Here is a 16,357-nt window from a genome sequence, read left to right as displayed (position 1 = left end):
CACGCTTTAAAGTATGCTACAGGGACTCAAGTTAGAAAGCAGGTTGATGAAAGTAACTTTGTTAACCTCATCTCGGCAACGTAAAAAACCCCTTACTCTCACTATAGTTCCCCGCAAGCCTGCCAAGAGGAGAAAGCTTTTCGAGATCGATTTTATAGTTTCCTAGATACACCTCATCCTGAATATGATAGTGCTTCATTTCCCCAAGAACAAGGGCATTCGATCCAAGCGGAATAATTTGATGGAGCTTGCATTCCATATGAATCGCCGCTTCTTTCACCCGCTTCGGTTGCACCGTCTTACTATCGATCGGTGTTAACCCAGCATGCTCAAATTCATCGACTTCCGCAGGTACGTTCTCTGCACTTTTTTGCATTTCGTTTCCAAGCGAACTCGACACCACATTGATGACAAATTCTTGTTGCGATCGGATATTTGCGAGCGTATCCTTATCCGTACCCTCACGCTCCCCCGTCCCTGGTCCGATGGAGATCGCGAGAATGGTAGGCCGGATGGAAGCAACGGTAAAGAAACTAAATGGTGCTAAGTTATGAACGCCGTCTTCAGACACGGTTGATACCCAGGCGATCGGTCTTGGAACAACGGAGCCGGTCAGTAGTTTGTAGATATCTTTGGTTTTTAAGTCGGAAGGGGTTACGTCCATTGGTTTCACTCCTCATGTGATGACTTATGCACTATTTTCACTAAGCTCTTTTTCCTTGAATTTAATACTCTTCAACCATTGGAGGAACTCATCTTCTTTACTATTATCCTTGCAGCTATTATTGGTTTCTAGACATTGAATGTAATAAGAAATAAGAATACCACCCGTATCTCTCGAGTTTTGTACGTACGCTAGATACCCATAGTTATCTTTTCTATTAAATTTCCCATAATGAAGATCAGCCGTATCGTTGTCTATTTGTTGAAAATCTACATCTTCAGCAATGCTACCTAAAAGAGATATATTCGTCTCTAGATTATCTTTTTTTAAATGGCTAATATACTCAGAAGTAATCCCAATATTATAAGATGAACTTTCAATGCCAATCGAAAGCTGTTCAAATCCCTCGTCTTTCGAATAACCTTTTTCACCGATTACTCCCGATTTCGGGAAATTCATTTCATAACGATTAATACCAGAAACAAATGAGTAATAACCATCCTCTACCTCTTCCGTTGATTTCAAAAAACTTCTCGTAAATTCATCCTGCATCGCTCTAGTATCAGGTAAATCTTCAGTAGACACTTTTTCGGGATTCGTGATTGGTTTGTCATTTCCTATTTGACAACCTCCTATAAAGAGAATCATACATAAGAAAACGAGCTTAACTATCGATTTCACAATAAAAACCTCCGATTCTGTTAAGTCTTAGAATCGTCGGGACGGTTCTATCGATTCCATCTCCAAAATTAAAGGAGCATCAATTATACTAATAATTAATGCTCCACTACCTTTTTTCGAAATATCGCATCATAAAAACCGTCCCGGCGAACCGATATACCCTTTACGTATCACCTTCTATATTTTTCTAGACTCTTATTCACCAACCATACCGTCATTATCATTATCACGCATATAAGGATATAACCAATGATCACTCATGATCGGCATACTATAACCTGCTGCCTCTGCTTCTTTAATCGTCACTTGTCCATTCCCGTTTGTATCAATACTAGAAATATCACCCTCTGTGTCTGAAGGAGTTGAATCGTCAGGCTCGCTCTCAGTTAAGCCGAGTGATGCGTTGACTTCATCAGGGTTCACATTATCAAATGTATCAACGGTTTCATTTCCGTTCATCGTATACGTGTACTGATAACTTGAAGGTATCTGCTTTTCCGTATCCGAATAGGTGATAATGGCTTCGAAATCAGTAGCTTCACCTGCGCTACGGATCGCGTCTTCCATATAAGCTTGATCACCATGTCGGTTAAGTGTACTCTCTTGTGGGGTAATGTTATAAGCATTCGATACCCCTCCGAGAGAATCAGCAATAATATGTCCTTCGTCTAACACGTCACTTTCGACGCCCGGAACCTTTGCCTCATCAGAATAGTACCGTCCAGACGATAATACAGGTTCGTTACCATCATCTTGTAGAATGATTTCGTCAGCAACGACACGTACGAGTTGTCCGTATTCATTCGTAAATGCCCAATATTCACGGTCACCGTACCCAATATCAACGACGACGTTAGGTTCTCGATGTCCAGACAAATCTCCACCATCAACTTCAATAAGTTCGTATCCTGAGAACTGTTCATCATCTGTTGGGTCTGGTGTTTCGTCTTCTACTGGTTCATCCACAACCGTAGTGTTCGTTTCTTCTTTTTCACTATTTTCATTTGTTTCAACTGTACTTACTTCTTGTGTATTTGTTTCTGCATCTTTATTGGGTGCCTCTTCTAAATTGGTACAACCAACTATAAAAATGATCGTTAAAAGTAAGATGAAATAGTTCATTTTCGTTTTCATATTAGAACGCTCCTATAATAGGGAAATTTCGTAATGTTAAAAAATCAAAAGAAAGAGTAAAAATGGAATCATAATTTCTTCTAATACTTTTATTATCCATTACATTGATAGTTTAATTTTACCACATTAAATAACTTCAAAAGCATTCAGAAAAAATACACGATTCATTTCAAAAATAATTTTACCGCTTATTCTTAAAAGCATCCAAGTCTAATCCCCAAACATCCACGATTTCGAATCATCAAAATGAATTGGCAAAATCCTCTTCTATCGACATTGGCTCACATCACACTCTCAATATAATCCCCATTTCCTCTCACAATTTGAAGCCCCTGCTTCTCTAATTCCAGCCACAAATATCGATCCAGCGCATAAGGGGATTTCTGTTGTAGCGAAAGCAATGCATCCTCCGTAAGCAACAGTTCATAAGAGCGGTTTTCCTTTTTAACAGTGACCTCGTAGTCGATCATCTTCATCACGATCACTTCATACGCTTCATCCCACTCCTTCAGTTGACGTTCCATGACTTCTGCCACGTGTAATAAAAAACTTTCACCATCATAACTTTTCGCCATGACGCTTCGTGCAAATCGATTTACGTTCACAAGCTCATCCCCCTTATTCTTATAAACAAGGTATTCAACAAATGAACAAAAAAGGCCCTTCATCGCAAATGAATGCAACAAAGAGCCTCCGCTATCCGTGCGTTATCATTCAAAGCAATGCTTTGCAGGTTGGAGCACCTTACCGCCTGGCAGGTTGCTGTGAAGTCAGTGAGCCCGTACTCTCGTTCACTCGTGATAACCTTGTTTAGTTGGTAATAGTTTACTTAATATTCCAATAAGTGTCCAAAAATAAATTCCTCAAAAGTTTCTTATTTTATTTGATGATTGATGTAGTACTCATTGAATCTACCACTTAATTCTTCAATCTTTTTGAATACCTTAGCTCTACTTATACTTAACCATCCAATAGATTATAACAGAAAAATTTGTAGGTCCATCCTCTTTTTTCCACTATAATAGGAATGACAATATAATCCTTATAGATAGGAGAAAATGATGACTTATTCCTTAGAATCAATTGCTCACCTTGATCACTCTAAAGCATTTGCACAACTAAACAGTAAATTCAACAGCTTTAATCCGCTTAAGGTACTTCGTATTGAACAATTTGAAATCCGACACTCGAATGTTCTAGCTTGGTTATTAGATCCATCCGAAAATCATAACCTAGGAGATTTTCTTGTAAAAAAAGTTCTCTCCCGTATTTTCACCCGTTCTGAGAACGAAGAACGTTTCCAAAATCAATCTCTTGATTATTTAAACTATCATTTCGCTTCTTATGCTGACCTGGAAGTGTTTCGCGAGGTACGTACAACGACTGGTCGTTATATTGATCTAGTCGCAAAGTCAGATGATCAGAAAACAGTTTTGATTATCGAAAATAAGTTTCATGCTGGAGAATCTGTCGGACAGCTGGAGGATTACCTTCACTTCATTCGAAATAAAGAAGAATATGAAGGCTATACGATTATCCCTATTTTCCTAACATTAAATAACGTAGCACCATCTCATGACGAATATTGGATTCTCGATTACAGTGATTTATTAGATATTCTGCAAATTTATCTTTCTCTAAACCAGGAGTCTATCGCTGACAGAGTCTATGATTTTTTAACATATTACATATCAATCATTAAAGAAGAACTTGTTGAAGATGAAAAAGATATTACGTTAGCACTCAATGTTTATCAATCGAATCAAGAAGCCATCGATCTGCTATACGCTCCTCATCATGAAGAGCTTAGAAAACATCACCGATATAATGATTTATTCAAACAAGTTGATTCATTTGATGACAGTACGAAATCGTCACTACACCGTATTTATCAAAAACAAAAGCAAGCAATCGATTATGTCTATCGTATAGGCAGCAATGTTCTCCGTCAGGCTTTCTTATCCTTTGCGATTAATGAGTATTGCGGAACGAAAAAGCCACTTGTGCGAAGTTTTGAGCCATCAATTGCGGAGAATGGAGCCAGTGAATGCATAGAAGAGAGCCACCGGGTAAATTTCACTAGTGACTCTCTTCTTTAATATGGTCAACGAGGAGCGACTAAACTATGCCTTTCACGCATTGATATGTGGCCATCGATTAGTATTTTATAAGAGTCATGGACAATCCGGTCAAGAATCGCATCAGCTACCTGGGCTTGTCCGAGTTTGGAATGCCACCCTTCGGGTGAGAACTGGGAACAAAAGATGGTAGAAGTCCGCTTGAGCCTCGCGTCGATAATTTCTAAAACGTGGAGTACTTGATCTTGAGACAGCTCACTCAGGAGCCATTCATCCAATATCAATAAATCAATCGATCTGTACTTTTTAATCAGTTTGCGAAAACTTCCATCTGCCTCATGTTTGGCAACTGCGAGTTCATCCAATAATTCGGGCAATCGGATATATTTCACCTTGTAGAACTGCCGGCAGGCCTGAATGCCGAAAGCATTTGATATCCATGTCTTTCCATTGCCTGAAGCGCCCATAAGGATAATATTATGATGCTTCTGAAGATAGGTGCCGGACGCCAGCTCTAAAATTAACTGCTTATCCAACTTACGGTCAGCGTGATACTCGATCAGTTCAACGGCTGCGCTCGAGTCATCAAATGTGGCTTGTTTAATCAATCGGTCTAACTTATTCGACCTTCTGCGATCATATTCCGTATCCACCAATAGGTTAAAACGATCATCAAAATCCATGCCTTGGAAGTCTTTATTTTCATTCTGTAGTTGATATAAGTCCGCCATTCCACTCATCTTCATGTCCATTAACTTTCGTAAGGTTTCTTGGTTGATCATTTTTTATCCCTCCCAAAATAGGTAGCGCCTCTGGTAAAACCATAGTCCTCTGTCTGCGGTTCCCCAACTAGCTGTTTGTTCGCTTGCTTTTTCTTCTGCCTCTCCAAGATGCTTTTAAGAACGGCAACGGTGGGATGGGAGGATATCTCCAGTAAGGTCTTGGTCGCTTCCTCAAGCTCTGATTCCGTTCTTTTAGAGGCTGTACTTCTCAATCCGTTCAATATATTCAAAGCTTTCTTTTCAACATTTGTTTTCAAGATATGTTCAACCAGACGTTGCGTATTCGGTCCGACAGTCCTCGCCCATTTACGGTTGTTTTCTGGATTGTGATCGAGATAAAGCCGATGGTGGTCTGGCATGTGATCCGGATTTGTGGCATACGAATCTTCTGATTTTTGTTTACGTGGATGGGATGCAATCCGCACATCTTTAAAGTACAATTCAATTACATCCGCAGTGATTCGGACATCGACATCCTCGCGGACGTATTCATAGGGGACGGAATAGAACTTATAGTCCACTTGAACGTGGTAGTTCGGTTGAACTTTGGCAGTTGCCCATTCCGTCATCTTGAACCGTGTTGGAGGTAGAGGATGAAGGTGGCTCTTCTCCTCTTCTTCAAACACTTTGAACCTAGAACCCTCGCGCTTTTGGAAATTCATCGTATTGATTTCTTCCAGCTTTTCAAAGATTCGTGCATTCAAATCCTCGAGATGAAAACACTGATAGTTTCGTAATGATGCAATGATCTGCCTTGATATGTATCCGACAGTTCCTTCTACACTCGCTTTGTCTTTCGGCTTTCTGACGCGACTGGGCACCACAACCGCCCGGTAGTAATCGGCTAATTCCCGGTAAGCTTCATTGATCATTGGGTCGCCCCGGTGGGGCTTAGTCACGCCCGTCTTCAAATTATCAGGTACCAATGCCTCGGTAACGCCTCCAAAATATTCGAATGCATGAATATGTGCACGCAGCCAGGAAGTTGATTTCATATCAAGAAATGCCTCTACATAACTCAACTGACTGTAGGGAAGAGTGGCAATGAACACATACGCTGGTATAACCTCTCCGGTCGAATTATCCATGATTTTAAGCGTCGTTCCTGCCCAGTCCACCTCTAAAATCTCGCCTGGCTTTCTTCTAATTGGCATGGTCAGCTTATGCTTCTTTGCGAAGTTCCCATATTTTTCAGCGAATGTCCGATAGGCATATGGGACTTTTCCATCTTCTCTAGCTGCACTTGCATATTCGTTGTGCAGAAGCGTCAGGGTGACATTTTTCTTTTGTAGTTCTTTGTGAACCCACTCAAAATCAACGGGGCAGTATCCCTTTTCAATTGCTTGTTTCTCCGGGAACAAGTAAGTCCCAAGCCACTGATTATTCATGGAATCCTCTAACCCCCTTAACCCTCTTTCCTTAGCCCGCTGGACAACTTCAGCGATTGTATTTCGCGAGTGGCCGGTACTGGAACTGATCGTCCTCTGGCTTATGCCATCGAACTCCATCCCCAGAATCTTCCGATAATTAACCATAAAAAAATCCTCCTTCTACACAAGTGTCATGCTTTATAGGCATGTCCCTTAAGTATACCGGAGGTATATTGTGAAAATATGTTTTTGTGGCTCTCTACTCCGCAAATGGTGGCTCTATCTTCCGCAATCGGTGGTTTAATTTTGCGCATAAGTGGCTCATTCACCATGCAATATTCAATTAAAGAAGAATTTCCAGAAGAAGTGTATCAAGCTGATTCTCGTTTACCTTATTTCATTCTTCCAGATTGGGTAGAGTTTACCGAAACAATCGGTGAGCCAACGATCCCTTACTGGCTTGGGCATGGATTGGTTATCTGGTATGAGCGAACATGGGATGAGCGCTTAAAGCTAACAATTGAGGTTGGTCCAACTCCATATGAGAAGAGACTACCTTTCTTAAATGCCTTAGAACAGCAAGGGATTCGAATTAGACCTACTGCAAAAATAGAAGGAAAGAAGTTTACGAGGATTCATTCACAAACGGTGGAAATTGCAGATTGGGCTAATAAAGAACAAGTGTTGCAAGGAATTGATGAGCTTTATCATAGTGATGAAACGAGGAAAATATTAAAATCAATTGCTTTAGCGGTTGAATCATTGCATTCAGATATTCAAGAAACTATTGAAATAGAAAGAGACCCTGGCATTGAATCATCCTTCATCCCCAGCAAAGCGTTTGATCAATTCGTTGAGCACTACAACGACCAAATTCTTAAATATCGCTATACGAGTAAACATTGTACATTTGTACTTCACTCTTTCGAAAAGTTAGAAGCTACGTACGGAAAACCACTTGAAAATTGGTGGTTAAATCATATGCTGATGTTCTGGTTTGAACGTTTGAATGATGACCGTTTAAAACTCACGCTTGAGCTGGGTCCGTTAGAATCTGAAAAGAGAATTGCATTCTTAGAACAGCTCGAAGCAAAGGGTATTAATGTTGCCAGTCGTTCTAAGCTTCCTTCGGCGAAATATACAAGGTTATATTCGCTTGCTAAAGTGATTAAAGACTGGAATGATGAAGAGGAAATTTTTGAAGTAATGAAATATTTGTTTGAACAAGAGAAGAATCAGGGCATGCTACAGATCATCTCTGAACTATGAAAATTAACCTCTCAATATTAATTGACTTATTTTAATCACAAACAAAAATCACCTACTTTCATAAATATAAAATGAAGGTAGGTGATTTACTTCTACTTAAAAATAAAGAGATATATGAATTTAATGGTACTCCTACATTTAAAGTTAATGCACGACCATCACCGCATCCTCAAACGGTGCATAGAATCTTCCCACTGGCGCAAGCATTGCATCAGGTTGATACCGTTTTTCTCCATTCACCTCATACTCTCCCGCAGGAAAATAATCAAATAGTCCGGATCTTTTATGCATGTCGACAAACGCCACTTGCAAATCATCGATTAGTTGTTGATAACCTTTTTGATCTTCAATATCACCATATTCATCAAGAATGAAGTTTTCTTTAATCACATCATCAAACGTTTTATGTCCTTCCGTTGCTATAAGAACATCCATCTCATGCTCAACGGACAACAACATGGATAAGTTTTTAATTTGATCATATGCCGTTCTAACAATATCCATTAATAACTCTTCTAATGCGGGTTCGTTTACTAATTTCATTCTAGTATGTAACATAAATCTATCTCCCTTTTATATAATTGGCCATTTAAAGTCCTTCTTATAATAAGTGGCTTTCAACTTATTTAGGTCATGCTCCCATTCGGTGATAGCATTGACGAATTTCTCTTCACCATTCTTCTGCCCTTTACGTAGTTTCACGTTATAGGAAATGGTATATGCAACGCGCTTTAATCCTAACTTTGGAACAGCTTTTTGGAGAATCTCCCATCGCTTCACACGCGTGAGGTTTCCGCTCACTTTATACCCCATTAGCATCAAGGCACTTTTTTCATTTAAAGTCTTTTCTTCTTTGTCTGTCTCTTGTTTGCTTTCTTTTACTTCTGTAGAAGGCCAAACAAAATTGATCAAATGATCCTTTTTTATTTTAGGATACAACCCGTAGGCATTAACGATATGCTTTAGCTGATCTTCCGTTATGTAGATTTCCTTATTCCACTTATCGATAAGTACATCCATTTCAGCAAAATCATTTACCAGGTTACTGTTTTTATCTTGATAAAGAGGCAAGGAAATAAATTCTTTTCTTAACTCTTTCTTCCCAAAGAAATACTCTCTCCAGTTATCCTGCAAAAGAAAAACAGGATCGTAGGAGACATGAGCTTTTTTCTGAATGACAATGCTTGACTCAATCGAACTTCTTACCTTTTGTAAAACCTGTTTTTTCTCATTACTGTTTAGTATTGTCCCTTTATTAAATTGAAGAAACTTCCGATCGACGATATCTTTCACAAAACGCTTTTCTTCACTAATATAAAAGTACAATGCAACGTCACCAATACTGGCATCAAATTGTTGTATATTCATCGACCCTATTTCTATCAAATCTTCATCAAAATTAAATAAATAGCAATACCACAGCAAGAAAATCATATCCTCATTCGTTAAGGAACTTTCGATAAATGACCATTCTACATCCAATAAATGAATTAAAGCGGCTTTCAACTCGTCACGACGTTCAAATGCATTTAATACTCGTAGATATTTGATAATGATAGCTGGATTATTTGTAATTAGAACATTATCAAAAATCGTTGATTCATTGGTTAATAAGAATGGAAGAATCTTTTGTTGCATAGGAGTACCAAAAAGTTGAGAAATTAGTTCTAAAAGGAAGACGAGTAATTTATCTGTTTCTGGGTCACTGGAAGTTTGGTCTCCCAAAAGAATATTTTCACTAAGGTGAAAAAATTTTCCTGTTAATTCCTGATCGTTGTGACTTAATGCAGTTTGATTATGTCCCAGCAATTCCAATAAGTAACTTAACATTTCATAATCATTATCAACCCATAGCTTATTGGCGATATGTAACAACAATTTGGCATCTTGAATAGAAGAAGATAAGCATAACCTATCCAGAAGTTGGTAAGTTATCCCTTCACTTAAACGATCGAAATAATAATTGAATCCATCAGTTTTCTCCACGTTATCTAGTTGAGTTCGCATTTGAACATTATCTGCTTCCAAAAACTTAATTCGTTTCTTTAAATGATCAATTTTTTTATTCAATTCAAGTTCATTATTTTCTATGTGGCTGATATAAGTCGTAAGCTCGTTGTCCAGGATCTTTAAAATCCCTTCTTTCGTTGTCATATCCCCGCTTCCCTCCCCCATCGTTAGTTAAATTATGGGGTAAAAGAGAAAAGTATTCAATATGTTTCTAGTATTTTCTTACTAGTTATAGAATGAACTTAAAAAAGTCTATTAAATATATGGAGATTACACATTATAATGTATAGTACCTTTCCGGCCCCTTAAAAACTTCCCTAACATGCCAATTCAAAAAACGATCCTTCGGCAAGTAATCCGGATGAATTGGACGACGAATATCCCTTCCATGAAATTGCAGCAGCCACTCTTGAAAACCGCTTGTTCCATGTGCCTGCTCAGCTACGAGAAACGTATTCTCCTCTGACAACGTAAAAACGCCTCGATCAAAAAGTTTATGATGCATGGAACAAAGAGCAATCCCATTGTTCTCTACATCAGGCCCACCAGCCTGATGCCATTTAATATGCGCTGCTTCCACGCCAACAAGCTTGTCTCCAAGTCGAACATTAAATCCACAAACCGCACAGCTATATTCATAGGCTTTAAGGATTCTTTCTCGGAAGTAAGGGTCTCTTGAACGCTTGCCTTTATATTCCAGATCCAGTCCAACATGAGCCAGAATATCCTCATGCAACGTTTCTGGAAAGTGGTTACGAAGTAGTATATCTGCTATCTCACATAAAAGCTGATGGTTATCTTTTAACAAATGATAGACTTCATCAGTAAATCCACCACTTACATGATGATCTAACAATAATCGATTATTTGGATTTCGAGTGTCCAGCTCCAAAGTTGTTCGTAACTCCCAAATCCCATCATGCTTTAACCTTACAAACGGCTCTTCTGGATGATAGGACTTCCGCTTTGGCCCAAACTCAATTAAGAGACTCGTTAATTTTTCTTTCACTTCTTTATATGGAATGAACTGTGAATTATCACTTTGCAACCTGGCAAGTGTATAGAGCAGAAGAAGTGGTTTATGAGGTGCACGCTTATTGCCTTTTTTCCAGATGCTTAGCGTATTAATCGTTTCTTTTAGAGTATGCTCGTTCATTGAAAAAACTCCTAGTTATGTATGAGGATTATGGATGAATCTACCATTACTAAAATTATATCATCTTTCATTAAAAAGTTGAGATAAACAAATGTTCATGGCAAGTTCTGGATGAAATGGAATGCTATAATAACGGTGGAGGTGAAAGCGTTGGGAGACATTAAATTATTTAAGTTGGGCACTGAATCCGTTACTGAACTAGAAGGGCAGTCGGTTTCAGTGGAAAAATCATTACAAGAAATTATGGAGCAACATTTAGAAACGTTCTTAGGTGTACGCTTTCTTGCATCAGAGTATACAACAGGCAAAAAGCATGCTGGAAGAATTGACACACTGGGTATCGATGAAAACAATGCGCCCGTTATTATTGAATACAAACGATCAATTAATGAGAACGTCATTAACCAGGGGTTGTTTTATTTAGACTGGCTGCTTGATCATAAAGCGGAGTTTGAATTAATGGTCATGCGGAAGTATGGCAGTACCTTAGCTGATGCAATCGACTGGAGTAGTCCACGTCTACTCTGTATTGCGGGCGGCTTCACAAAATACGATGAACATGCCGTTCAGCAAATTAATCGAAACATAGAGCTTTATCAATACAAGCACTATCATGATGGCTTTATCTTGTTAGACCTTGTTAACGCGACAACTGCTCAAACGACTGAGCTATCACCCTCAACAAACAGTACCAAGCAAATCGCATACAAAACCGTCAGTAATTATCTCGGACAATCGACCACTGAGCTACAAGATCGGTTCGAAGCGATAAAGTCTTATATGATGGCTTTAGGCGATGACGTTCAGATGAAGACATTGAAATATTACATAGCATTTAAGCGAATCAAAAACTTCGTATGTCTGGAAGTACATCCTCAGAACGGCAAGATCGTGCTCTTTCTGAAAATTGATCCCGATACAATTACATTAGAAGACCAGTTTAGTAGAGATGTGCGCAACATCGGTCACTACGGTACCGGGGATCTGGAACTAACTATTTATAACGATGAAGATTTTGAGAAAGCGAAACGATACATTCATATGAGCTATGATGTTAGCTAACAAAACGAGCACTCCGCTGAAGAGTGCTCGCTTTGTTTAATCTTCTACATCAATCAAGTAAACCCGCTCATCAAATCCACCGCGGACTTCTCTTTTCTCCCTACGTACTTCTTCCAGTTCATCAAAAGAAGAATGATGCACCTCAACTAACGAATAGATCAGCTCTAGCATATCAGCTAGCTCTTCAACCGCATGACTATCTTCCATTGCCTCAAGATACTCCTGGAGTTCTTCTTTTAGCTTCAACTGCAGCTCTTCTTTGTACTCTGCTTCATCAAGAATTCTAGTATTGAACATGTTTCCGTTCGCACGAATGATTTCTGGGATGCGGTCTCTTACTAGTTTGTTGTAAGTAGGCATTTCCCTTCTCTCCTTCGCATTGGGTTAGTTAAATGATAATATAAGTCTAGCTTAATTGGAGAAGGAATTGCTAACAAAAGATGAAACAGCTACCTTGCTTTTCTTCATCTGGTAGAATCCACAACGACGCTGTATACCACTCAAAACATCTGACTTACGGAGAAATATTCTCCATTCGCTCAAGCAGCTCTTTTACCTGTTGATTTTCTAAAATAACTTCTGCTGCATTAGAAAGATCCTTCATTTATTCTTCGTATTCACCCATGAGCCTAATCAATTCACAAAAAATATAAGTTCTGGGTTGGCACTCTCAGAATATACTTGTGGGGATCTTCCAAACTCTAGTTCATTCAAATAAGATATTAACTATTAACTTTTTGCTTCGCTTCCTTTTTAGCTTTCTTTTTAATATCTTCAATTTCTTTTTTATCTTTCTTTTCAATATAATACGCTTGTGCTACCCTTCCAATCATATATGTGCCAGAATATGCTAGTGACCCACTTATAGCACTTCCCAAGACAGGTGCACTCAAATTTATTAACTTAGTACCTTGTTGAGCTAACGTACGCAAACTATATCCTAAAATACCTACACCTCCCATGCTGACAAAAAATTCTTTAAGTGTTTCGTTATTAATATCAGCGCCGCTTAAATAACCTATAAGAATGACAAGAACCATTTGTATCGGTATCAATAATGCGATATCACTAAATGGGATAGGCAATAAAGCTACAGACCCACTAGCAGTCGCAAATCCATTCGTTAATGCCCGAGAAATTTTTAATACTGCTCTATCAATTCTCGTACTCATCATTAAATGAATTGCTGCTCGAAAATCCATATTATTTTCTAAAAAATCCAACAATTCATCTAAGTTATATCTACCGTCGAAATCAATTTTTAAATTCTTTTGCTCCTCAGCGCTTAACAATTCAGGATTTTCTCTATCCCATTCTAAGTACGTAGAGACTGGGATTATTGCAGTGAAATTAACGCCAAGTTCGTTCAATAACATCTCCATTTGATTTTTCTTATCAGCAATATTTTGCATTTTCTCCGAGGAATATTTTTCTGATTCCTTAATTCTTGAAGGATGCAACTCATCTACATGAGTTAATACATTTACTAGAGGGATATCTATACCAATATCGCCATAAATCTCTTTGATATATTTTACATCTTCATCCATACGTGCTCTTTCTTTTGCATTTGATAGGAACAGAACTGCATCTGGTTCAAAATTCAGAATCGCATTCTTAAGATCGTCTTCTGCAGTTGTTTCACTTTTATTTGTTGATTCAGCAATTCCTCTTGTATCAATAACCTCAAAGAGAATCTCTCCATTAGATTCGTAACGGTATTGGGTTAATTGTTTTGTACCAATTTCAACTGGACTAGTTTTGGCAATATACTTCCCAAAAATCGCATTAATTAAGCTACTCTTCCCAACTCCCGTTCGCCCAATCATGATAAGTCTAGGAGGTCTTCTTTCTTTTAGTCCAGAGATAACTTCATTAATTTCTTTATTATTGAAGATAATATTTTTAACTTTATCCTTCGCCCCTTTTGGAAGGTCTAAAGGCAGGGATTCAATTATATTATCTAAATCATCGTATATATTAGTAATTCTACTTAATCTATTTTCCAATACTTTTTTCTTCACAGAAAACCACCTCTTCATAATATTATTTCTCTTCTATTTTAACATACAAAAATATACAAATAAGGTATAAATAAGACTACTTAAATCATTGTTACATTTATATTTCAGAAAAATCTTTAACTTCAAACTACTATCACAGGTTATAATTACTTTTGGCCACTAAAAAGCACAGGATTCTTTCCAAGAATCCTGTGCTCTAAGTATCGATCGGCCATAACTCTTCTTTAAATTCCCGCTTAGCCCACTCTATTATTCTCTTATTCCCCTGATGGGCTGCACACCAAATGATATATGCTTCTTTCCTCTTTAAACTCATATCTTTCATGCCAATAATGAAATCCCGTAATCGAATAACAAATAAATCTGATTCACTGTCACTATTAACCTCTTCATCTAGTAACAGCTGAAGTTCACTCTCATCAGAGAAAATAAAAGGAATCCCAGTTGCACGAGCATAGGCAATGGAGACCGTTTCTCCCCAATTCTTCCCTTTATATTTCGTTCCAGGTGCTACTTTCTCCAAGTGGGTAATGGTTTGTTGATAGATTTTTGCTGCTAGTGGATTCTCATTCTTCAATGACTGAGCATCTACAACAACTGCCCTGCCCTGGTTTACAAGATAATTAATCTGCTCTTTGGTTCTTTTAGGAACCAGTATTTCATTTTCGTAAACATACTGATGGACAAAAAGCTTATGAACCAACCTTGGAACATATTTCTCAATAGCATTGAATTGTTTTGCTTTTTCTAACTTTAACGCAAAATCAGTATCCAGTATCGCTTCTTTCCATATACACTCAGTCATCCCCGTCATAATCCTCCATAATGTCCTCCCAATTATCATCCTCTTCTACTGTTGGGAACAATTGAAAATCCTCAGGTGACTGATCTACTAGTGATAAATGGTAACGTAGTTTTTCTTCTGAAATTTCACCTTTCTCGAAGGCTGTAATAGAATTTTCAACGAAACCTTCGAAGAAAATATCTTTCGTACGATCTTGGGTCGCATCATTTAACTGTAACTTTTTACGTACTAGCATGACTCCGCTCATCTCGTCTCGATCAGGTACTGACAAGAAAAATTCAAGTTGGGCATCTGTTATGAAATTTATCTCATGTAACCTTCTAACTAAGGTCTTGTATGGAGCGTAAAATAAAGCCATTAATTTTACAATGTCTTCAACTTTAATACTATTTGGATGTAGCTCTCTTATCTTTAATTCGCTTTGTAAAACATTCGTTGGAACAAGGAACATGGCCGCAAAAAGGTTCGCCTTTAATTCAGTTACATCTTCTGTATCGTTCTCTAATATTTTGGAGTTTAGCATTTCACTTTGATTTAGTCGATCTTGATCAAACCAAATATGATACAGCTCATGAGCAGCTGCAAATAACTGTTTTTCTTTAGGAAGATACGTATTAATATAGACAAACGTCCGGTTACTTTTCACACAAACAAATGCACATAGCTCGTCGTCTTGTATGGGATATTTGAGAAGTGTTGCTTCTTGCTCTAGTAAGTCCCACACTTCTTCTCTTAAAACCCGATGCGTTTTTTGCATTTCTCCAAGCTTAGCTCGTACCTTTGAGTCGATATCCTTTATCTCATGTGAGGATAATATTTGAACGGATTTCATAAGTCACCACCTTACTGAAGAAGATCTTCTAATTCAATCATTTCATTCATAACATGATTCAAAAATTGAAGTTTCTCCTTCGTATTTTCATTATCTGTTTCCCCCATCAAATACAGGACAGGATCCTGAAGAATCGGTGGCTCCTCATGTGAGGTTAACAATTCATCTATCGAGATTCCCATAATATCTGAGATTTTCTTAATTTCTTCTATGTTCGTAGCTTTCTTACCCTTAATGATTTTACTCATGACCTGCTTTGAAATTCCCATCCGCTCTGCGAAAAAGGATTGTGTCTGACCATTGTCCACTAACCATTGATTAATTCTTTCTCCTATTTGTTCAAAGAGTGTCGTCATATGGTTCACGTCCTTTTTAGTTAAGTATATGTAGAAACCAAAATAATTGTCAACGAATTGTTTACTCATTAAATAAAATATCATCCATATTGTTCACAAAGTTGCACTCTACCATACACGAACAACCCGATGTT

17 protein-coding genes and 1 riboswitch are annotated in these 16,357 nt (G+C 38.0%); of the genes, 3 read left to right on the top strand and 14 right to left on the bottom strand.

Annotated features, from left to right (window positions below; translation table 11 throughout):
• Positions 1 to 67: 67 nt before the first annotated feature.
• From AC0VYV_RS06600 to AC0VYV_RS06585, 4 genes are all read right to left on the bottom strand, one after another.
• Entirely contained in the window at positions 68 to 664 is a 597-nt protein-coding gene (locus AC0VYV_RS06600) for a flavin reductase family protein (RefSeq protein ID WP_430244971.1), read from the bottom strand.
• Between the two features lie 24 nt (positions 665 to 688).
• A complete protein-coding gene (locus tag AC0VYV_RS06595) occupies positions 689 to 1,345 on the bottom strand; it encodes a hypothetical protein (protein WP_430244973.1) in 657 nt (218 codons plus the stop codon).
• A gap of 195 nt (positions 1,346 to 1,540) precedes the next feature.
• Positions 1,541 to 2,479, bottom strand: a complete 939-nt coding sequence (locus AC0VYV_RS06590; protein ID WP_475374648.1) for a DNA/RNA non-specific endonuclease — start codon at positions 2,477 to 2,479, stop codon at positions 1,541 to 1,543.
• A gap of 281 nt (positions 2,480 to 2,760) precedes the next feature.
• Complete coding sequence (locus AC0VYV_RS06585) at positions 2,761 to 3,084, bottom strand: hypothetical protein (protein WP_475374647.1); 324 nt, start codon at positions 3,082 to 3,084, stop codon at positions 2,761 to 2,763.
• Between the two features lie 99 nt (positions 3,085 to 3,183).
• Positions 3,184 to 3,286, bottom strand: a riboswitch (SAM riboswitch).
• A 254-nt stretch (positions 3,287 to 3,540) separates the two neighbouring features.
• Here AC0VYV_RS06585 and AC0VYV_RS06580 point away from each other — a divergent pair.
• Positions 3,541 to 4,578, top strand: a complete 1,038-nt coding sequence (locus AC0VYV_RS06580) for a PDDEXK-like family protein (protein ID WP_475374646.1) — start codon at positions 3,541 to 3,543, stop codon at positions 4,576 to 4,578.
• 5 nt (positions 4,579 to 4,583) lie between these two features.
• Here AC0VYV_RS06580 and istB read toward each other — a convergent pair whose 3' ends face one another.
• Together istB and istA are read right to left on the bottom strand one after the other, a co-directional pair.
• The gene (gene istB / locus AC0VYV_RS06575; protein ID WP_475365776.1) at positions 4,584 to 5,339 is read right to left on the bottom strand and encodes an IS21-like element helper ATPase IstB; all 756 of its coding nucleotides are present in this window, start codon (positions 5,337 to 5,339) and stop codon (positions 4,584 to 4,586) included.
• Positions 5,336 to 6,874, bottom strand: coding sequence for an IS21 family transposase (gene istA / locus AC0VYV_RS06570; protein WP_475365777.1), 1,539 nt, complete (start codon positions 6,872 to 6,874; stop codon positions 5,336 to 5,338). Before istA ends, istB begins: the two co-directional genes overlap by 4 nt.
• Positions 6,875 to 7,039: 165 nt before the next feature.
• Between istA and AC0VYV_RS06565 the strand changes: the two genes are divergently transcribed.
• Positions 7,040 to 7,978 carry a hypothetical protein gene (locus tag AC0VYV_RS06565; RefSeq protein WP_475374645.1) on the top strand — a complete coding sequence of 313 codons (939 nt, stop codon included), beginning with the start codon at positions 7,040 to 7,042 and terminating at the stop codon, positions 7,976 to 7,978.
• 144 nt (positions 7,979 to 8,122) lie between these two features.
• Here the strand turns inward: AC0VYV_RS06565 and AC0VYV_RS06560 are convergent, their stop codons facing one another.
• The 3 genes from AC0VYV_RS06560 to AC0VYV_RS06550 all read right to left on the bottom strand — a co-directional run bounded on the left by AC0VYV_RS06560 (position 8,123) and on the right by AC0VYV_RS06550 (position 11,144).
• Positions 8,123 to 8,536, bottom strand: coding sequence for a hypothetical protein (locus AC0VYV_RS06560; RefSeq protein WP_475374644.1), 414 nt, complete (start codon positions 8,534 to 8,536; stop codon positions 8,123 to 8,125).
• Between the two features lie 15 nt (positions 8,537 to 8,551).
• A complete protein-coding gene (locus tag AC0VYV_RS06555; protein WP_475374643.1) occupies positions 8,552 to 10,132 on the bottom strand; it encodes a hypothetical protein in 1,581 nt (526 codons plus the stop codon).
• A 133-nt stretch (positions 10,133 to 10,265) separates the two neighbouring features.
• Positions 10,266 to 11,144, bottom strand: a complete 879-nt coding sequence (locus tag AC0VYV_RS06550) for a phosphorothioated DNA-binding restriction endonuclease (RefSeq protein ID WP_475374642.1) — start codon at positions 11,142 to 11,144, stop codon at positions 10,266 to 10,268.
• A gap of 150 nt (positions 11,145 to 11,294) precedes the next feature.
• Between AC0VYV_RS06550 and AC0VYV_RS06545 the strand changes: the two genes are divergently transcribed.
• Positions 11,295 to 12,206, top strand: coding sequence for a DUF5655 domain-containing protein (locus AC0VYV_RS06545; RefSeq protein ID WP_475374641.1), 912 nt, complete (start codon positions 11,295 to 11,297; stop codon positions 12,204 to 12,206).
• 36 nt (positions 12,207 to 12,242) lie between these two features.
• Here the strand turns inward: AC0VYV_RS06545 and AC0VYV_RS06540 are convergent, their stop codons facing one another.
• The 5 genes from AC0VYV_RS06540 to AC0VYV_RS06520 all read right to left on the bottom strand — a co-directional run bounded on the left by AC0VYV_RS06540 (position 12,243) and on the right by AC0VYV_RS06520 (position 16,223).
• Positions 12,243 to 12,566, bottom strand: a complete 324-nt coding sequence (locus AC0VYV_RS06540; protein WP_475374640.1) for a nucleoside triphosphate pyrophosphohydrolase — start codon at positions 12,564 to 12,566, stop codon at positions 12,243 to 12,245.
• A 362-nt stretch (positions 12,567 to 12,928) separates the two neighbouring features.
• The gene (locus tag AC0VYV_RS06535) at positions 12,929 to 14,230 is read right to left on the bottom strand and encodes a GTPase family protein (RefSeq protein WP_475374639.1); all 1,302 of its coding nucleotides are present in this window, start codon (positions 14,228 to 14,230) and stop codon (positions 12,929 to 12,931) included.
• A gap of 196 nt (positions 14,231 to 14,426) precedes the next feature.
• Positions 14,427 to 15,035 (bottom strand): hypothetical protein, encoded by a 609-nt coding sequence (locus AC0VYV_RS06530; protein ID WP_475374638.1) that lies wholly within the window; start codon positions 15,033 to 15,035, stop codon positions 14,427 to 14,429.
• Entirely contained in the window at positions 15,028 to 15,867 is an 840-nt protein-coding gene (locus AC0VYV_RS06525) for an ImmA/IrrE family metallo-endopeptidase (RefSeq protein ID WP_475374637.1), read from the bottom strand. The genes AC0VYV_RS06530 and AC0VYV_RS06525 overlap by 8 nt, the downstream gene beginning before the upstream one ends.
• 11 nt (positions 15,868 to 15,878) lie before the next feature.
• Positions 15,879 to 16,223, bottom strand: coding sequence for a helix-turn-helix domain-containing protein (locus tag AC0VYV_RS06520; RefSeq protein ID WP_475374636.1), 345 nt, complete (start codon positions 16,221 to 16,223; stop codon positions 15,879 to 15,881).
• Positions 16,224 to 16,357 lie beyond the last annotated feature (134 nt).

This window comes from Anaerobacillus sp. QJM3NY_17 (assembly GCF_056173665.1).
Note: the sequence above shows the minus strand (reverse complement) of the source record. Positions and strands in the feature narration are given on the sequence as shown.